This window comes from Micromonospora sp. NPDC049175 (genome assembly GCF_043197345.1).
Lineage (GTDB): Bacteria > Actinomycetota > Actinomycetes > Mycobacteriales > Micromonosporaceae > Micromonospora.
Map to the genome: position 1 here is coordinate 37988 of NZ_JBICSY010000005.1, position 17939 is coordinate 55926.

The 17939-nt window shown below is 70.7% G+C and carries 15 protein-coding genes; 10 read left to right on the forward strand and 5 right to left on the reverse strand.

Going from position 1 to position 17939, the window contains the following annotated elements; all coding sequences use genetic code 11:
• The first annotated feature begins 82 nt into the window (after positions 1–82).
• Entirely contained in the window at positions 83–3238 is a 3156-nt protein-coding gene (locus ACGFH8_RS20430) for a DNA polymerase III subunit gamma and tau (protein WP_393369219.1), read from the forward strand.
• 58 nt (positions 3239–3296) lie between these two features.
• On the opposite strand, the gene ACGFH8_RS20435 is transcribed toward ACGFH8_RS20430, so the two are convergent.
• Positions 3297–3968 carry a DUF998 domain-containing protein gene (locus tag ACGFH8_RS20435; protein ID WP_393369221.1) on the reverse strand — a complete coding sequence of 224 codons (672 nt, stop codon included), beginning with the start codon at positions 3966–3968 and terminating at the stop codon, positions 3297–3299.
• Between the two features lie 202 nt (positions 3969–4170).
• On the opposite strand from ACGFH8_RS20435, the gene ACGFH8_RS20440 reads away from it, so the two are divergent.
• The 8 genes from ACGFH8_RS20440 to ACGFH8_RS20475 all read left to right on the forward strand — a co-directional run bounded on the left by ACGFH8_RS20440 (position 4171) and on the right by ACGFH8_RS20475 (position 11882).
• Positions 4171–4479 (forward strand): YbaB/EbfC family nucleoid-associated protein, encoded by a 309-nt coding sequence (locus ACGFH8_RS20440; RefSeq protein ID WP_007466279.1) that lies wholly within the window; start codon positions 4171–4173, stop codon positions 4477–4479.
• 8 nt (positions 4480–4487) lie between these two features.
• The gene (gene recR, locus ACGFH8_RS20445; RefSeq protein ID WP_393369223.1) at positions 4488–5081 is read left to right on the forward strand and encodes a recombination mediator RecR; all 594 of its coding nucleotides are present in this window, start codon (positions 4488–4490) and stop codon (positions 5079–5081) included.
• 113 nt (positions 5082–5194) lie between these two features.
• Positions 5195–5653: a hypothetical protein gene (locus ACGFH8_RS20450; protein WP_393369225.1), complete on the forward strand. Its 459-nt coding sequence runs from the start codon at positions 5195–5197 to the stop codon at positions 5651–5653.
• Between the two features lie 232 nt (positions 5654–5885).
• Complete coding sequence (locus tag ACGFH8_RS20455) at positions 5886–7556, forward strand: ABC transporter substrate-binding protein (RefSeq protein WP_393369226.1); 1671 nt, start codon at positions 5886–5888, stop codon at positions 7554–7556.
• A 97-nt stretch (positions 7557–7653) separates the two neighbouring features.
• Positions 7654–8661: an ABC transporter permease gene (locus ACGFH8_RS20460; RefSeq protein WP_393369229.1), complete on the forward strand. Its 1008-nt coding sequence runs from the start codon at positions 7654–7656 to the stop codon at positions 8659–8661.
• 65 nt (positions 8662–8726) lie between these two features.
• Positions 8727–9686 carry an ABC transporter permease gene (locus ACGFH8_RS20465; protein ID WP_357255591.1) on the forward strand — a complete coding sequence of 320 codons (960 nt, stop codon included), beginning with the start codon at positions 8727–8729 and terminating at the stop codon, positions 9684–9686.
• A 112-nt stretch (positions 9687–9798) separates the two neighbouring features.
• Positions 9799–10785, forward strand: coding sequence for an ABC transporter ATP-binding protein (locus ACGFH8_RS20470; RefSeq protein ID WP_393369230.1), 987 nt, complete (start codon positions 9799–9801; stop codon positions 10783–10785).
• A complete protein-coding gene (locus ACGFH8_RS20475; protein WP_393369232.1) occupies positions 10782–11882 on the forward strand; it encodes an ABC transporter ATP-binding protein in 1101 nt (366 codons plus the stop codon). Before ACGFH8_RS20470 ends, ACGFH8_RS20475 begins: the two co-directional genes overlap by 4 nt.
• Before the next feature lie 87 nt (positions 11883–11969).
• Here the strand turns inward: ACGFH8_RS20475 and ACGFH8_RS20480 are convergent, their stop codons facing one another.
• Together ACGFH8_RS20480 and ACGFH8_RS20485 are read right to left on the reverse strand one after the other, a co-directional pair.
• Positions 11970–12359 carry a hypothetical protein gene (locus tag ACGFH8_RS20480; RefSeq protein ID WP_393370427.1) on the reverse strand — a complete coding sequence of 130 codons (390 nt, stop codon included), beginning with the start codon at positions 12357–12359 and terminating at the stop codon, positions 11970–11972.
• Positions 12353–12994 (reverse strand): HNH endonuclease family protein, encoded by a 642-nt coding sequence (locus tag ACGFH8_RS20485; protein ID WP_393369235.1) that lies wholly within the window; start codon positions 12992–12994, stop codon positions 12353–12355. Before ACGFH8_RS20485 ends, ACGFH8_RS20480 begins: the two co-directional genes overlap by 7 nt.
• 107 nt (positions 12995–13101) lie before the next feature.
• Here ACGFH8_RS20485 and ACGFH8_RS20490 point away from each other — a divergent pair, with 107 nt between their 5' ends.
• On the forward strand, positions 13102–14595 hold the full coding sequence (locus tag ACGFH8_RS20490; RefSeq protein WP_393369238.1) for an MFS transporter: 1494 nt from the start codon (positions 13102–13104) through the stop codon (positions 14593–14595).
• Positions 14596–14626: 31 nt separating this feature from the next.
• Here ACGFH8_RS20490 and leuA read toward each other — a convergent pair whose 3' ends face one another.
• Entirely contained in the window at positions 14627–16378 is a 1752-nt protein-coding gene (leuA, locus tag ACGFH8_RS20495) for a 2-isopropylmalate synthase (protein ID WP_393369240.1), read from the reverse strand.
• Between the two features lie 237 nt (positions 16379–16615).
• The gene (locus ACGFH8_RS20500) at positions 16616–17887 is read right to left on the reverse strand and encodes an MFS transporter (protein WP_393369242.1); all 1272 of its coding nucleotides are present in this window, start codon (positions 17885–17887) and stop codon (positions 16616–16618) included.
• Between the last annotated feature and the right edge of the window lie 52 nt (positions 17888–17939).

Below are 17939 nucleotides of genomic sequence, written 5' to 3' on the forward strand. Positions count from 1 at the left end.
GCCGACCATGCTGCCCGGCGGGGTGGGTGGTCACCCGCGTCCGACCGGCGCAGAATGGCTCGGTCGAGAGGAGGCGGGACGAGTGACGCTGGCGCTCTACCGCAAGTACCGGCCGCGTACCTTCGCTGAGGTCATCGGTCAGGAGCACGTGACCGAGCCGCTGTCGCAGGCGCTGCGCAGCGGCCGGCTCAACCACGCCTACCTCTTCTCCGGCCCCCGTGGCTGCGGCAAGACCACCAGCGCCCGGATCATGGCCCGCTCGCTCAACTGTGAGCAGGGCCCCACTCCCGAGCCGTGCGGCAAATGTGCCTCCTGCCGCTCGCTGGCCGCCGACGGTGCCGGCTCCATCGACGTGATCGAGATCGACGCGGCCAGCCACGGTGGTGTCGACGACGCCCGCGAGCTGCGCGAGCGCGCCTTCTTCGCGCCGGCCAGCAGCCGCTTCAAGATCTACATCATCGACGAGGCGCACATGGTCTCGACCCAGGGCTTCAACGCCCTGCTCAAACTGGTCGAGGAGCCCCCGGAGTACGTCAAGTTCATCTTCGCCACCACCGAGCCGGAGAAGGTCCTCGGCACGATCCGGTCGCGGACCCACCACTACCCGTTCCGGCTGTTTCCGCCGAAGGTGGTCCGCCCGTACCTGGAGCAACTCACCCAGGCCGAGGGCGTCGCCGTCGAGCCGGCGGTCTTTCCTCTTGTGGTCCGCGCCGGTGGCGGCAGCATGCGGGACAGCCTCTCGGTGCTCGACCAGCTCATCGCCGGCGCCGGCGCGGAGGGGGTCAGCTACGCGCGGGCCGTCGCGCTGCTCGGAGTCACCGACTCGGCGCTGATCGACGAGATGTGCGACGCGCTTGCCGCCGGTGACGGCGCCGCTGCGTACGCCACCGTCGACCGGGTCGCCGAGGCCGGCCACGACATGCGCCGGTTCGCCTCCGACCTGCTGGAACGGCTCCGCGACCTGATCGTCATCCAGCAGGTGCCGGACGCCGCCGCGAAGGGTCTGATCGACGGCCCGGGCGACCAGATCGAGCGGATGGCCGCCCAGGCCGCGCAGCTCGGCTCGGCCACGCTGTCGCGCTGCGCCGACATCGTGCACAACGGGCTGGTCGAGATGCGCGGCACCACCGCGCCCCGCCTGCTGCTGGAGCTGATCTGCGCCCGGATGCTGCTGCCCGGCGCGGACGACTCCACAGGTGGCCTGCTCCAACGCCTCGAACGGATGGAACGCCGGCTCACCCTGAGCGGCACCGACGCGCCGCCGGCCGCCGCCGGCTCCGCGCCGACCAACCACCCGGGAGTACGCCCACAGCACGCCGCTCCGGTCCCGGCTGCCGCGAACCCAGCACCCGTCAACGCCCCGACCTCCGCACCGCCGTGGGCTGTCGACCCGGCCACGTCCCCGACCCGGAGCGCCGCGACCTCGGGCGCTCCCGCCCCGGCTGCTTCGGTCTCCGGCGCACCTGCCTCGCCCGGCCCGGTGCCGGGCGCACCGGCTCCAACCTCCGGCGCGCCTGCCTCGCACGGTCCGGCCTTCGGCGCGCCTGCCTCGCACGCTCCGACCTCGGGCGCGCCTGCGTCATACGGTGCGTCTGCCTCGCACGGTCCGAACTCGGGCGCACCTGCCTCGCACGTCTCGGCCGCCGACTCGCCGATCCCGGCGTCACCCGGTGCGTCGGCCGTCGCCGGGTCGGCACCCGTTTCGCCCGCCGGGTCGGCCCCTCGTCGTGTGGTGCCACCGTCGGCGGTGCTGCCCGACCCGGCCACGCCCCAGCCGCCCCGACCGGGTGCGCCGGCCGCAGCGTTGGACGCCGTCGCGGTCCGCCGGGTCTGGCCCGACGTGGTCGGCAAGGTCAACCGGACCAACAAGCGGATCGCCGCCCTGATGCGCGACGCCGTGGTGCGTGAACTCGACGGCGACACGCTGGTGCTGACGGTCAAGTCCACAGTGTTGGCCAAGATGATGGCCGACCACGCGGCGGTGCTCACCGACGCGCTCTACGAGGAGTTGGGCGGGCGCTGGCAGATCCGCTGCGAGGTGGCCGGCGAGCGCGGAGGCGTGTCGCTGTCCAGCCCACCGCGCTCGCAACCCGCCGCGCCGGCCCGACCCGCCGCGCCGGACATGCCGCCCGCCCCGACGAACGCCACGACCCCGACTGCCGCCGGCCCGACGAGCGCGCCGCCAGCCGCGCCAAGCCCGAACCCCGCGTCGGGCTCGAATCCCGGGTCGGGCTCGAACCTCGGGTCCGGCTCGAACCTCGGGTCCGGCTCGAATCCCGGGTCGGGCTCGAATTCCGCGTCGGGCCCGAATCCCGGGTCCGGCTCGAATCCCGGGTCCGGCTCGAACGCCGCGCCAAGCACGAACCCCGCGCCAAGCACGAACCCCGGCTCAGGCTGGAACCCCGCGTCGGGCTCGAACCCCGGGTCCGGCTCGAACGCCGCGCCTGGCTCGAATGCCGCGCCTGGCTCGAATGCCGCGTCTGGTTCGAACCCCACGCCTGGCTCGACCCCCACGCCTGGTGCTGGTGGGCGGGGCGCGGTTCCGTCCGCCCCGGCGGCGGACGACGATTGGCCGGAGGCGGCCCGCCCCGGCGGCGGCGCTCCCGTCGCCGAGGCGACGGATGACGAGGACTGGCCGGAGGCGGCACGCCCCGGCGGTGTGGCGGCCGGAAACGAGTCGAGTTCCCACTCCGCGCCGACCTCGGCCGGCGCGAACGGCAGCGCCGGGAACGGGAACGCCGGAAACGGTAGCGGCGCCAACGGCGGTAACCCCACCAGTGGCGGTAACCCCAATGGCGGCGGCGCGAACGGCACCGGACCGGGTGGTTCGGGTGGGGCAGCAGCAGGTGGCGGTAAGCCGGGCGGGCGGGGTAACCCGACACCGGCGGCCCGGCAGCCGGCGACAGCCGGTGGTGCGCCGGTGAGCAGCGCCATCGCCGCGGCTCGCGCGGCGGCGGCGGGGCGCGGTGCGCGTACCGGAGCGGCAGCCCGGCCCGTCGCGGACGCCGAGTGGGCCGGCGAGCCGCCCTACGACCCGGACTTCGACGGCCCCGCGCGGGCCGGCCGGCCCGGCGGCGCGGCACCGGCCCCGGCCTTCGAGGGGTTCGACCCGGGCGACGAGCCGCTGGACGAGATCATCGACGAGAAGACCGCGCGGGAGTCGAGCGAGGAGCAGGCGGTACGCCTCCTCCGGGACACCTTGGGCGCGGAGAAGATCAACGAAGTCGACGCTCGCTAGGCACGCCCCGGCTTGGCGATCTTGCACTTTCGGTCGCCGTTTTGTGGAGAATGCCCTCTTATTTCTGGGCAGAAAGTGCAAGATCGCGCACGGGGTGGGTTTCGGCTAGGAGGACGCCTAGGCAGCAGGCCCAGAGAGGGAAGGGGAGGACGGCTACTCGTTCCATGCCGCCCACTCCGATTCCCAGGCCCTGCTGGGCGAAGAACAGCACCGACCCGACCAGCGCGACGAGCCCGGCGGCGAGGGTGAGCCGTCGCCGCCGGCCGAGCGTCGTGGTGTCCGGTGCGAAGCCGGCGAGCAGCAGGCCGACGTTGCCGATTCCCATGATCAGAAATGCGCCGAGGACGTGCAGGTTCTCGTCGATGTCGGCCGGGTAGAGGGCCGCCAGGGCGTAGCCGCCGCTGGCCAGCAGCAGGAGAACCTGCGCTGAGCGCACCACGCCACCGCGACCGAGGAGCCGCCAGGTCAGCAGGAGCCCGGCGGCGAGCAGGACGGCGGTGACAAGCATCGAGGCGTTCATCAGCGGGTGCCAGGGCGAGCAGACGTAGCGGGGTCTGGTGGTGTCCCAGATGCCGCAGTGGGCGTTGCCGAGATCGCTGATGTTGTGGGTGGCCCAACTGTAGGCCGGCTGCCGCCAGCGCAGTCCGGTGACCAGATTGGCGACGAGGAATACCGGTGCGGCTGCCGCCCAGCACAGCGCGCCGGCCCGGCCGGTGCGGTTGAGGTTCATGCCGTCGAGCAGACCAGCGCGACGGGTCCCGGCGCACTACTGGCAGATGGCCGGTTCGGGGTAGTGATAGCCGTACCCGGAGGGCTCGGCGTGGGGCACGTACCGGACGAGGGCGTGGTCGGTCCCAGCGGATAGGCTGGGCGGCGGCCGAGCAGACGAGTGCGAGAAGGAGCCATCCGTGCGCCCAGGTGGACAGCCGAACATGCAGCAGATGCTGAAGCAGGCGCAGAAGATGCAGCAGCAGATCGCCGCCGCCCAGGCCGAGCTGGCCGAGGCCGAGCTGACCGGCACGGCCGGCGGAGGGCTGGTCACCGCGACCGTCTCCGGCTCCGGTGAGCTGAAGGCCATCAAGATCGACCCGAAGGCCGTCGACCCGGACGACGTGGAGACGCTTGAGGACCTGGTGGTCGCGGCCGTGCACAACGCCGCCGAGGCCGCCCGCGAGCTGACCGAGCGCAAGATGGGTCCGGTCGCCGGTGGCATGGGCGGCCTCGGCCTGCCCGGTTTCTGAGCCGGCAGATGTACGAAGGTGCCATCCAGGACCTGATCGACGAGCTGGGGCGGCTGCCGGGCGTGGGCCCGAAGAGCGCCCAGCGGATCGCCTTCCACGTCCTGTCGGCCGACCCGGCCGACGTCAACCGCCTGGCCGGCGCGCTGCGCAAGGTCAAGGAACTGGTGCGCTTCTGCACGACCTGTTACAACGTGGCCGAGTCCGAGCAGTGCCGGATCTGCCGCGACCCGCGCCGCACCGACGAGGTGCTGTGCGTGGTGGAGGAGCCAAAGGACGTGGTGGCCATCGAGCGGACCGGTGAGTTCCGCGGTCGCTACCACGTGCTGGGCGGCGCGATCAATCCGCTGGAGGGGATCGGCCCGGACAATCTGCGTATCCGGGAGCTGCTGATCCGGCTCGGTGGGGGCGGCATCCGGGAGTTGATCCTGGCCACCGACCCGAACACCGAGGGCGAGGCGACCGCCACCTATCTGGCGCTGATGGTGAAGCCGATGGGGATCTCGGTGACCCGGCTGGCCAGCGGGCTGCCGGTCGGCGGCGACCTGGAGTACGCCGACGAGATCACCCTCGGCCGGGCCTTCGAGGGGCGCCGGGCCGTCTGATCCCTGGGCCGCCGGTCTGCCGGCGATGACGCCACGATGAGATACAACTGAGTGGATGCGATGGGCCCGCGTGTCGAGCGCGGACCCACCGGCGTACCACTTGGAGGTGGCGAGTGGCGACACGGCAGCCGGTCCGGCAGTCCTGGACCCCAGCGGTGCTGGTGATCGTGCTGGCCCTGGTCATCGCGGTCCCCACCGTGGCGATCGAGGTGGGGTTCCGGCGAATGGCCACGGACGGCCGCGCGGAACAGGCCCGAGCCGAAGCCGACGTGACCCGCTTCACGCAGGCGTACGCCGACGCGGTGGTCGCCGACGGCGACCCGGCGCCGACCGACGACCGGTTGGCGGCGGTCGCGGAGGACGCCCGGGTGCAGGTGCGGGAGGTGCGCAGGCTGCCCGACCTCACGGTGATCGTGTACGGAGAGGCCCTCTTCAGCAGAATGTACTCGGTGAGCAGGTCGGACGTCTGCCACCGCGTGACCTTCCACGACCTGGGTACGGCCGCGGCGGGTTCGGTTGCCGAGCGGCTGGCGGACTGCCCACCACCCGTGCCCGGGCCGACACCCTCCTGACGCGTCGCGACGTCGTCGACGGTGCCGCCCCCGTTCCGGTGTCCGGTCCGGCACGGATCGATGTGTCGCTCCCTGTCTGCGCCGTGCCGTCGACTGTCAGACCTCGGCGCAAGGTGTCGGCTTGGTAGCGATTGCCTAACGCCCGTTCCGCTTGACGTGTGACATGTCATAGCCTCCCGCACACGGACCGAGCCACAGCTCGGCGTGGTCATGCGCATGACAGAGGTGAGAGATGCAGGCGAGAAGGCTAAAAACGGCCGTGGCCATCGCGGCCGTTGCCGCTCTGGCGGTCGGCGCGGCCGGCTGCGCGGAGAGCGAGCGCGGCGACAGTGGCGAGGCCAAGACTGGCGGCACCTTCATCTTCGCGGGTGCCGGTGACCCGAAGAACTTCGACCCGATCTTCAACGATGACGGTGAGTCGTTCCGGCCGGTCCGGCAGATGTTCGACACCCTGGTGAGCCACAAGCCGGGCACGGCGGAGCTTCAGGGCGGTCTGGCGGAGAGCTGGGAGCACGACCCGGATGGCAAGGTCTGGACGTTCAAGCTCCGTCAGGGCGTGAAGTTCCACGACGGTACGCCGTTCAACGCCGCCGCGGTCTGCTTCAACTTCGACCGCTGGTACAACATGAAGGGCGCCGCCGCCCAGTCCCAGATGATCTACTACATGGACGTCTTCGGGGGCTTCGCCAAGAACGAGAGCGAGTCCGCCGGCAAGCCGGTCTACAACAAGTGTGAGGCGCAGGGCGACGGCACCGCGGTCGTCACGCTGAACCAGTACAAGGGCGCCTTCCCGGGGGCCTTCGCGCTGACCTCGCTGTCGATCGCGAGCCCGGAGGCGTTGAAGAAGTACGACGCCAACACGGTGAAGCAGAACGGCGACTCGTTCGAGTACAGCGCCTTCGCCACCACCAACCCGGTCGGCACCGGCCCGTTCACCTTCGGTGGCTGGGACAAGGCCAAGAACGAGATCACCCTGAACCGTAACCCGGACTACTTTGGCGACAAGGCCAAGGTGGACAAGATGATCATCAAGATCATCAAGGACGAGAGCACCCGTAAGCAGGAGCTTCGTGCCGGCACCGTCCAGGGCATCGACTTCCCGGCCCCGGCCGACCGCAAGGCGCTCGAGGGTGAGGGCTTCCAGGTCATCAACCGCCCGGCGTTCAACATCCTCTACCTCGGCCTCAACCAGAAGAACCCGAAGCTGAAGGACCTGCGGGTGCGCCAGGCGATCGCCTACGCCCTCAACCGCCAGCAGCTGGTGCAGACCAAGGGCCCGGGTGGCGCGAAGGTCGCCGACGAGTTCCTGCCGGACACGGTGCTGGGCTACGCCCCGGACGTGCAGAAGTACGAGTACAACCCGGAGAAGGCCAAGCAGCTCCTCAAGGACGCTGGCGCCGAGGGCCTGACGCTCAACTTCTACTACCCGCCGGACGTCACCCGGCCGTACATGCCGAACCCGCAGGAGATCTTCACCGTCCTCGCCAACGACCTGCAGGCCGTCGGCATCAAGGTCAACGGTGTGCCTCGCCCGTGGAACGGTGGCTTCAAGGACGACGTGCAGCAGTTCGGCAAGCAGGACCTGCACATCCTCGGCTGGACGGGTGACTACAACGACCCGGGCAACTTCGTCGGCACCTTCTTCGGCCGGGCCAAGGTCGAGTTCGGCGACCAGTCGATGACCGAGATGTTCGACGCCATCGCCAAGGCTGACGGCATCGTCGACGACGCGGGCAAGAAGGCGGCCTGGGAGCAGGTCAACCGGGACATCGCCGCCAAGTGGCTGCCGGCCGTGCCGGTCTGGCACGCTCCGCCGGCCATCGTCGTCACCAAGGATGTCAAGGGCGTGGTGGCCAGCCCGTTGACCGACGAGCGATTCAACACGGTCAGCATCAGCAAGTGACGTCCCTCGGCTGAGGCCGTAGGCGTGATCGGCCCGGGTCCGGGGTTCCTCCCGGCCCGGGCCGATCCGCGATCTTTGAGAGTCTGGTGTGTGAGAGATGTTGCGAGTCATAATCCGCCGCCTGTTGCAGTTGGTGGTGACCCTCATAGCGCTGTCGGCGCTGATCTTCGTCTGGCTGCGGAACCTGCCCGGTGGCCCGATCGAGGCACTGCTCGGCGAGCGGGCCACGCCCGAGCGTCGCGAGCTGCTGACCAAGGCGCTCGGCTACGACCAGCCGATCCTGGTGCAGTACGGCAAGTTCATGCAGCGGGTGGTCACCGGCGACTTCGGCAACTCGATCCGGACCGGTGACCCGGTCACCGAGGTCATCAGCCGCGCCTTCCCGGCCACCATCGAGCTGGCCATCGCCGCGATGATCATCGCCGTCGGACTCGGTGTGCCGCTCGGCTACCTCGCCGCCCGCTGGCGCGGACGGTGGCCGGACAACCTCACCATCGCCGGCACCCTGCTCGGCATCTCCATCCCGATCTTCTTCCTGGGCTACCTGCTCAAGGACGTCTTCACCCAGAACATCCACTGGTTCCCGCCGTCCGGGCGGCTCACCACCGGACTGGACAACACGAACGTCACCGGGTTCTTCGTGCTCGACGGCCTGTTGACCCGGGAGTTCGACGCCAGCGCGGACGCGTTGTGGCACCTGATCCTGCCGGCGATCACGCTCGCCACCATTCCGTTGGCGGTGATCGTGCGGATCACCCGGGCCAGCGTGCTCGACGTCCTGGACGAGGACTACGTACGGACCGCCGAGGCGAAGGGCCTGCGCCACCGTACGATCCGCGGCCGGCACATCCTGCGTAACGCGCTCCTGCCCGTGGTCACGACCATCGGCCTGCAGACCGGCGCGCTGCTCTCCGGTGCGGTGCTCACCGAGAAGGTCTACAACTGGGGCGGCATCGGCACGCTGATCACCGACTCGATCAGCGGTGGCCGGGACTACCCGGTGCTCCAGGCGATCATCCTGCTGGCCGCGCTGGTCTTCGTGGTGGTCAACCTGCTCGTCGACCTCTCCTACGCCTTCATCGACCCGAGGGTGCGTGTGCGATGAGTGACCCGATCACCCAGGCCGGCACGCCGGCGCCCCGCCCCGGGGACGACAAGCCACGTCCCGGCATGAGCGAGCGCAGCATCGGCCTGCTCGGCGACCGCAAGAAGGCACGACTCGACGAACTGGCCCAGGCGAGCGCCTCCGACCGGGGCGGGATCAGCCTCGTCCGCGACGCCCTGCGCCGGCTGCGGCGTAACCCGGTCGCCGTCGTCGGAGCCGTGATCGTGGGGCTGTTCGTCCTGGTGGCGATCTTCGCTCCGCTGATCGCACCGCACGACCCGGTGCAGCGCTTCGACGAGCTGACCAAGGGCCTCACCGTGGACACCATCCCGGGAGCCAGCAGTGGGTTCCCGTTCGGCTCCGACCCGCTCGGCCGGGACTTCCTGTCCCGCATGATCTACGGCGCCCGGCAGACGCTCTTCGTGGGCGTGCTCGCGACTCTCATCGGTCTCGCGCTCGGAGTCCTGATCGGCGCGATCGCCGGCGCGTTCGGCGGCTGGGTCGACGTGGTCCTGATGCGGCTCACCGACGTGATGCTTGCCCTGCCGAGCCTGCTGCTCGCCATCACCCTCGTCGCGATGGCCAGCCGGTCGAGCCAGTGGACCGTCATCTTCGCGGTGGCCATCGTGAGCGTGCCGATCTTCGCCCGGCTGCTGCGCGGCTCGATGCTGGCCCAGCGCGAGAGCGACCACGTGTTGGCCGCCCGCGCGCTCGGCGTCAAGGAGCGCAACATCGTGCTGCGGCACATGTTGCCCAACTCGTTGACCGCGGTGATCGTGCAGGCGACCCTGACCTTCGCCGTGGCCATCCTGGACGCCGCGGCGCTGTCCTTCCTGGGCCTCGGCGACCCGGACATCAACCGCGCCGAGTGGGGTCTGATGCTCGGCGTGGACGGCCAGCGCTACTTCGAGGTCCGCCCGGAGTTGGCGTACTACCCCGCGCTCGCGATCATCGTGGTCGCGCTCGGCTTCACCCTGCTGGGTGAGGCGATGCGCGACGCGATCGACCCGAAGAACCGGCGGTGACCACGGTGAACGCTGTCAGCGTGCCCGGACCCCGTCTCGGGCGAGCGCGAGGAGTGAGCTTGCGAGCCCCACAGTCGCGAGCGAAGGACCACAGCAGTGAGGAAGTGACTCGATGAGCCTGCTCGACGTCCGTGACCTGAGCGTCGTGTTCCAGCGGCGCGGCGAGCGGCCCTTCACCGCCGTGGACAAGGTCAGCTTCACCGTGGAGCCGGGGCAGACGGTCGGCCTGGTCGGCGAGTCCGGCTGCGGCAAGAGCGTGACCAGCCTGGCCATCATGGGCCTACTGCCCAAGCGCGGTAACAAGGTCACCGGTGAGGTGCTCTTCGACGGCACCGACCTGCTGAAACTGCGACCGGACGACATGCGCGACCGCCGCGGCCGGGAGATCAGCATGATCTTCCAGGACCCGCTGTCCTCGCTGAATCCCGTCATCCCGATCGGGGTCCAGGTGGCCGAGGTGTTGGAGCGCCACCAGGGCCGGGATCGCAAGCAGGCACTGCGCGAATCGCGGGACCTGCTGGACGCGGTCGGCATCCCCGACCCGCAGCGGCGGCTCAGCGAGTATCCGCACCAGATCTCCGGTGGGATGCGTCAGCGCGCGCTGATCGCCATCGCGCTGGCCTGCAAGCCTCGGCTGCTGATCGCCGACGAGCCGACCACCGCGCTCGACGTGACCATCCAGGCGCAGATCCTCACCCTGCTCAAGCAGTTGGTCGACGAGACCGGCACGGCGCTCGTCATGATCACGCACGATCTGGGCGTGGTGGCCGGGCTCTGTGACACCGTGAACGTCCTCTACGGCGGCAAGGTGGTCGAGCGGGAACGGCGGCACGAGCTGTTCGCGCACGCCCGGCACCCGTACACCCACGGGCTGCTCAGCTCGGTGCCCCGGCTGGACTCTCCGCGCGGTGAGCGACTGCACGCGATCCGCGGGTCGGTCGCCGACAACATCCCGTGGGCCGAGGGGTGCGCCTTCGCGCCGCGCTGCGACAACGTTGTGGACGCGTGTCTCGAAGGACCGCCGCCGCTCGAACCCACCGCCACCGGCGGCGACCTCCGCTGCAACAACCCCGTCTCCGAGGAGGTGGCGGTCCGATGACCGAACAGACCGAACCCCTGATCGAGCTGCGCGACGTCAAGGTCCACTTCCCGATCAAGAGCGGCCTGCTCTTCGACCGCACCATCGGGTACGTCTACGCGGTGGACGGGGTGTCGCTGAGCATCCGCAAGGGCGAGACGTACGGCCTGGTCGGCGAGTCGGGCTGCGGCAAGTCGACGTTGGGTCGTGGCCTGCTGCGGCTCGTCGAGCCGACCGAGGGCGAGATCGTCTTCGACGGCGTCGACGTGCGCTCGCTGAAGGGCGAGGCCATGCGGAAGGCCCGCCGCCGGATGCAGATGATCTTCCAGGATCCGCTCTCCAGCCTCGACCCCCGGCAGTCGGTGGAGTCGCTGCTGGTGGAGGGGCTCAAGGCGCACGGGTTGGCCGGCGACAAGGTCGAGACGAACCGGCGGCTGCGCGAGACCCTGGAGGCGGTCGGCCTGCCCGCGTCGGCCCTCGGCAAATACCCGCACGAGTTCTCCGGTGGCCAGCGCCAGCGGATCGGCATCGCCCGCGCGTTGGTGCTCGACCCGGACCTGATCGTCGCCGACGAGCCGGTCTCCGCGCTTGACGTGTCGATCCAGGCCCAGGTGCTCAACCTGCTGGAGGACCTGCAGAACGAGCGTGGCCTGACGTACCTGATCATCGCGCACGACCTCGCGGTGGTGCGGCACATCGCCGACACGGTGGGCGTCATGTACCTCGGCGGGCTGGTGGAGGAGGCGTCCAGCGACGACCTCTACCGCGAGCCGATGCACCCGTACACCCGGGCGCTGATGTCCGCGGTGCCGGTGCCCGACCCGCTCGTGGAGGACCGCCGGGAGCGGATCCTGCTCGCCGGTGACCTGCCGTCGCCGACCAACCCGCCGTCCGGCTGCCGGTTCCACACCCGGTGCCCGTGGGCGCAACCGACCCGGTGCTCCGACGAGCGGCCGGAACTGCGCGACGTCGTCGGCGGCCACCGGGTCGCCTGCCACTTCGCGGAGGACATCGCCGCCGGCCGGATCCGGCCGCACGAGGTCGAGGTGGAGCTGGTCCGCCCGATCGAGGGCACCGGCCCCGTCGACCCGCCGGGCGAGCTGATCCCCACCCCGTGACGCCGCCAGGGGCCGTCCGGTGACGGACGGCCCCTGGACGGGTACGTGGCGCGGGCGGCTCAGCCGACGGTACGTGGCGCGGGCGGTTCAGCCCTCGGGGCGGTGCAGCAGGCCCACCGCGACGCCATGTACCGCGTCCAGCCCCGCCGGGTCGGCCAACGCGACAGACGCGCCGGTCACCGAATACCACTCGTCGGCGTCCTTGTACTGCACCCGCAGGGTGACCTTGCCGTCCGCGTACTCGGTGCGCAGCGTCAGGTCGCCGGTGACGACGCCGACCTCGTCGGTCATCACGCCACCGGGGCCGGGCACGATGTCGCTGGTGCGGCTCTGCGGGTCGGCCGCGCCTCCCGAATCCGCGACCATGCCGGCGCCCGGCACGGCGGCGGGCGTCTCGGCGGTGCCGTCCGCGGTCATGCCGGCGGCGGCCGGGCCGCCCTCCCCGGCGGCGGTCACGAGTAGCTCCCCACTCAACAGCCCTCCAACATGTCGGTCAGGGCGGCCTTCTCGGCGCTTGTCACCGTCAGCCTCCAGTGGTGCTTGACCGTCACCCAGTCCTGGGCGTACTTGCACCAGTACGATCGGTTTGCCGGCTTCCACTGGGACGGGTCCTGGTCACCCTTTGCCCGATTGGAGGACGCGGAAACCGCGAAGAGCTGCGGACGGGTGGTGTCGTTGGCGAAATCACCGCGCTTCGCGTCGTCCCACTCGTCGGCGCCCGAGCGCCACGCGTTGGCCAACGGCACCATGTGGTCGATGTCCACGTCGGAGGGATCGGAGAAGCTGCGACCGTCGTACACGCTCTCCCAGCGCCCACCGACCACGTTGCAGCCGGAGAGCTTCACGTCCTTGCCGTCGCGCTGGAGGATGCTGTCCCGCACGTCGCAGTTCTTGCCGGTGTCCCGCCAGTGCGGGAAGCGGTCCCGGCTGTAGCCCTTCATCGAGCCGGCGGCGGCCACGGTGAGCTGGCTGAGCTGCTCTGCCGCGTTGCCGCCGTCGCTCGACGGCGGTGGCGTGACCGGCTCGTCCTGCGGGACACAACCGGCCACGCCGAGCGCCAGCGCCGCGGCGAGCGCGATCACCGCCGCTCGCGGTCCTGATCTGGTACGCACAGACGACACCTCTCCAGCTTGCGGTCTCCCGGCGATTGCGTACAGTACCCGGGAATGGTTTCGGCGTTTCGTGGCATCTCCCACATGACGCAGGGCAGATTGGTGGGATGACCGCACCCGTACCGGCGCCCGCCCTCCGGATGGGCACCGCCGCCGGCCGGGGCACGCTCCTCGCCGCCGTACTCGCCTCTGGCATGGTCTTCCTCGACAGCACTGTCGTCAACGTCGCGCTGCCGAAGCTCGGGCAGGATCTCGGGGCGAACGTGGCCGATCTCCAGTGGACCATCAACGGCTACCTGCTGATGCTGGCGGCGTTCGTGCTGCTCGGCGGCTCACTCGGGGACCGCTTCGGTCGTCGGCGGATCTTCCTCATCGGAGTGGTCTGGTTCACCGCCGCCTCGGTGCTGTGCGGGCTGGCCCAGGACACCGGAATGCTGATCGGTGCCCGGTTCCTCCAGGGCGCCGGCGGCGCGCTGCTCACCCCCGGGTCGCTCTCCGTGCTCCAGGCCAGCTTCCACCCGGACGACAGGGGTCGGGCGATCGGCGCCTGGGCCGGGCTGTCCGGGGTGTCCACCGCGCTGGGCCCGTTCATCGGCGGCTGGCTCATCGACGCGCTGTCCTGGCGCTGGATCTTCTTCCTCAACCTGCCGATCGCCGTGCTCGTGGTGTTGGCCGCGCTGCGCTGGGTGCCGGAGAGCCGGGACGAGAGCGCCTCCCGGACACAGGGGCCGGGTCGGACCCGACGGCGGTTCGACGTCTCCGGCGCGCTGCTCGGCGCGCTCGCGTTGGCCGGCGTCACGTACGCCCTGGTGGACGCGCCGGCACGTGGCTTCGACTCGGCCCCGGTGCTGATCGCGGCGCTCGTCGGGGTGCTGTCCGCGGTGACCTTCGTGCTGCTGGAACGGCGGCGGGGCGACGCCGCGATGCTGCCCACCGGGCTGTTCGGTAGCCGGCTCTTCTCGGTGCTGAACATCTTCACGGTGGTCGTCTACGCGGCGCTCGGCGGCTTCACCTTCTTCTTCGCCGTCTACCTGCAGAACGTGGTGGGGTGGTCGGCCTTCCGCACCGGCATCGCCTTGCTGCCGATGACCCTGCTGCTGTTGGCCGGGTCGGCCCGCGCCGGAGCGCTGTCGGCGCGGATCGGCCCGCGCCTGCCGCTGACCATCGGGCCGGTGGTGGCCGCCGTCGGTCTGCTGCTGCTGCGCGGCGTCGACCCGGGCGCGTCGTACTGGACCGACGTGCTGCCCGGGGTGCTGCTCTTCGGCATCGGGCTGACCCTGGTGGTGGCACCGCTCACCGCGTCGGTGCTGGCCGCCGTGCAGGACCGGTTCTCCGGGGTGGCCAGTGGCTTCAACAACGCCGCGTCCCGGGCCGGCGGCCTGCTCGCGGTGGCGGCGCTGCCGCTGCTCGTCGGCCTCTCCGGCAGCGGTTATGCGCAGAAGGCCGAGCTGACCGAAGCGTTCCGGGGCGCCCTGCTCTGGTGTGCGGGGTTGTTGCTGGCCGGAGCCGTGCTGGCCCTCGTGCTCGTGCACCGGCCGCCCCGCCCGGCCCCACCGTCGCAGCCCTGTCACTCGCTGCCCGCGGCCACGCCCCCGAGGTAGGAAACCACCCTCGGGGGCGCGGCGCGTGCGGTCAGCCGCGGGCGCGGTTGACGGCGCTGGTGACCGCCTTGATCGAGGCGGTGACGATGTTGGCGTCGGTGCCGACACCCCAGACCGTCCGGCCGTCGACCTCGCACTCCACGTACGCGGCGGCCTGTGCGTCCCCACCCGAGGAGAGCGCGTGCTCGTGGTAGTCGAGCACCCGTACGCCCACCCCGACCGACTGGAGCGCGTTGACGTACGCGTCGATCGGGCCGTTGCCGACCGCGGCGAGCGAGTGCCGCTCGGTGCCCGTGACGACCTGAGCCTCGATCTCGACCTTGCCGTCGGCGGTGCCGATCGTGTAGCCGCTCAGCCGGACCGCCGGGTCGGGCTGGTGGTCGAGCAGGTAGTGCGTCGCGAAGATCTCCCACATGGCGGCCGGGTCGACCTCGCCGCCGTCGTGATCGGTGACGTGCTGCACCACTCCGGAGAACTCGATCTGGAGCCGGCGCGGCAGGTCCAGTTGGTGCTCGCTCTTCATGATGTACGCGATGCCGCCCTTGCCGGACTGCGAGTTGACCCGGATGACCGCCTCGTAGGTGCGGCCCAGGTCCTTCGGGTCGATCGGCAGGTACGGCACGGCCCAGGTGTGCTCGTCCATCGGCACCCCGGCGGCCTTGGCGTCGGCGGCGAGGGCGTCGAAGCCCTTCTTGATCGCGTCCTGGTGGGAGCCGGAGAAGGCGGTGTAGACCAGGTCGCCCGCGTACGGGTGGCGCTCGTGCACCGGCAGTTGGTTGCAGTATTCGACGGCGCGCCGGATCTCGTCGATGTTCGAGAAGTCGATCATCGGGTCGAGGCCCTGGGAGAACAGGTTGAGCCCCAGGGTCACCAGGTCGACGTTGCCGGTGCGCTCGCCGTTGCCGAACAGGCAGCCCTCGATGCGGTCCGCGCCGGCGAGCAGGCCCAGCTCGGCGGCGGCGACCCCGGTGCCCCGGTCGTTGTGGGGGTGCAGGCTCAGCACCACGCTGTCCCGGCGCGGCAGGTGCCTGTGCATCCACTCGATCGAGTCGGCGTACACGTTGGGGGTGGCCATCTCGACGGTGGCCGGCAGGTTGATGATCAGCGGCCGGTCCGGCGTCGGGTCGATCACGTCGATCACCCGGGAGCAGACCTCCAGCGCGTACTCCAGCTCGGTGCCCGTGTACGACTCCGGCGAGTACTCGTAGAAGATCTCCGTGTCCGGGGTGTGGATCTCCGCGTACTTCTGGCAGAGCCGCGCGCCGGTCGTGGCGATGTCGGCGATGCCGTCCCGGTCCAGCCCGAAGACCACCCGCCGCTGGAGGGTGGAGGTCGAGTTGTAGAAGTGCACGATGGCCCGCTTCGCGCCGCGCAGCGACTCGAACGTCCGCTCGATGAGGTGCTCCCGGCACTGCGTGAGCACCTGGATCGTGACGTCGTCCGGGATCATGTCCTGCTCGATGAGCTGCCGGACGAAGTCGAAGTCGGTCTGGCTGGCCGACGGGAAGCCGACCTCGATCTCCTTGTAGCCCATCTGGACCAGCAGCTGGAACATCCGCCGCTTGCGCTCGGGCGACATCGGGTCGATGAGTGCCTGGTTGCCGTCGCGGAGATCCACGGCGCACCAGCGGGGGGCGGCCTCGACGGTGCGGGTGGGCCAGGTGCGATCCGGCAGGTCGATCCGGAACTGCTCCCGGTACGGCTGGTAGCGGTGGTACGGCATCCGACTCGGGCGTTGCCGGGCGATCGGATCGGACTCGGCGTCGGTGACAGGTTGAGCCATCTCGGAGTGCTCCCTGGAACATGTGGCGTCAGCAGATCGGAAGGTGTCGGCGAGTTGCCGGGCGACGATGCGCGGCGGTGCCGAGAAGAAGATCGGATGTGCTGGACGGCGCGATGCGACACCGCGACGAGGTGCCGGCCGGTCAGGCCTCGTCGCGGCGGCTAAGGAGGAGAAGCGCCCGCCACATGACCACGTCACCCTACGTGATGGAACGGAGGGTGGAAAGGCAGGTCCGGACTATGGGACCGGTGTCCGGGCCGGCTCGGGGACCTCGGCGCCCAGCCGTGGCGTCCGTACGGCCCAGGCCACGACGGGTACGACAGCCAGCCCGACCAGCACGAAGATCGCTGCCGCCGGCAACCAGCCCCACCCGCCGGTGCTCACCCCGAGCGCGGTCAGTCCGGCCGGGGCGAGGAGATACTGCAACTGCGTGCCGAGCCGGAACGCCCCCACGTACGCGCCGCGCTGGGCGGCCGGCGGCAGGGTGGCGGTGAGCCCCCAGGACCCCGCCGATTCGATCAACTCGGCCAGGATCAGCAACGTCGCGGCGGCCACCAGCACCACCACCGTGAGCAGGCCCCGGGTGGCCCCGGAGATCGGCAGGACCAGACAGAACAGGGCGATCAGCAGGGCACCCCGTCGCGAGGCCCGCGCCGCGCCCGGCGCGGTGTCGGCGCCCCGGCTCACGCGTACCTGGAGCACCACGATCAGGACCGTGTTGAGCAGCACCAGCCCGGCGATCACGGTTTTCGGGGCATCGGTGTGGCTGAGGATCCAGAGCGGCAGCACCGTCAGGTAGAGCGTCTGGTGCGCGGTGAGCAACCCGGACAGCAGGGTGACGGCCAGGAACGGGCGGTCGCGGAGCACGGCGAGCCGACTCATCGGCTCGGTTGGCCGGGTCACCTGCGGCAGTCGGGGCAGTCGCCGCACGAAGAGCGCCGTCACCAGGAAGACCGTCGAGATGAACCAGACCATCCCGTGGTACGCCTCGATCGTGTCCACCGCCAGCACCAGGCCACTGATCACCGCGCCCAGCCCGAACCCGACGTTCAGTGACGAACGCTGGTACGCCATCGCCGTGACCCGCTCGGCCGGGGGCAGTGCGTTGATCGAGTAGACCTGCTGGGCCACGCCGGTCGAGGCGTCCACGGCGGCCAGTGCCACCACCACGGCAAGGAATCCGGCGAAGCCGCCCACGAACGGGTAGGTCGCGAAGAGCGCCGCGTCCAGCACCAGCCCCACCACCCAGACCCGTTGTGGTCCGTACCTGTCGGTGAGCCCGCCCAGCGGCACGGTGCCCAGCAGCGACACCCCCGCCGCGATGGACAGCCCCAGCCCGACCTGGGCGGCGCTGAGCCCGAGCGCCCGGGTGAAGAAGACTGCGCTGCCGGCGTGGAACAGGCCACTGCCGACGGCGTAGACCATCGCCTGCACGGCCAGGGCGCGGGTCAACCCGGCCGGCGGCACGACGTTTCGGACAGCGGTGCGGATGGTTTCTCTGGCCCCCATGGCCGGGAGTGAACCGTGCCCCCACGACCTCGGTCGAGCCTTTTAGGCTGGA

What these genes read in the sequence shown, in the direction of transcription:
- ACGFH8_RS20435 (WP_393369221.1), bottom strand. Translation starts at nt 3,968, where the DNA reads ATGAACCTCAACCGCACCGGCCGGGCCGGCGCGCTGTGCTGGGCGGCA.
- ACGFH8_RS20440 (WP_007466279.1), top strand. Translation starts at nt 4,171, where the DNA reads ATGCAGCAGATGCTGAAGCAGGCGCAGAAGATGCAGCAGCAGATCGCC.
- recR (WP_393369223.1), top strand. Translation starts at nt 4,488, where the DNA reads ATGTACGAAGGTGCCATCCAGGACCTGATCGACGAGCTGGGGCGGCTG.
- ACGFH8_RS20455 (WP_393369226.1), top strand. Translation starts at nt 5,886, where the DNA reads ATGCAGGCGAGAAGGCTAAAAACGGCCGTGGCCATCGCGGCCGTTGCC.
- ACGFH8_RS20460 (WP_393369229.1), top strand. Translation starts at nt 7,654, where the DNA reads ATGTTGCGAGTCATAATCCGCCGCCTGTTGCAGTTGGTGGTGACCCTC.
- ACGFH8_RS20465 (WP_357255591.1), top strand. Translation starts at nt 8,727, where the DNA reads ATGAGCGAGCGCAGCATCGGCCTGCTCGGCGACCGCAAGAAGGCACGA.
- ACGFH8_RS20470 (WP_393369230.1), top strand. Translation starts at nt 9,799, where the DNA reads ATGAGCCTGCTCGACGTCCGTGACCTGAGCGTCGTGTTCCAGCGGCGC.
- ACGFH8_RS20475 (WP_393369232.1), top strand. Translation starts at nt 10,782, where the DNA reads ATGACCGAACAGACCGAACCCCTGATCGAGCTGCGCGACGTCAAGGTC.
- ACGFH8_RS20490 (WP_393369238.1), top strand. Translation starts at nt 13,102, where the DNA reads ATGACCGCACCCGTACCGGCGCCCGCCCTCCGGATGGGCACCGCCGCC.
- leuA (WP_393369240.1), bottom strand. Translation starts at nt 16,378, where the DNA reads ATGGCTCAACCTGTCACCGACGCCGAGTCCGATCCGATCGCCCGGCAA.
- ACGFH8_RS20500 (WP_393369242.1), bottom strand. Translation starts at nt 17,887, where the DNA reads ATGGGGGCCAGAGAAACCATCCGCACCGCTGTCCGAAACGTCGTGCCG.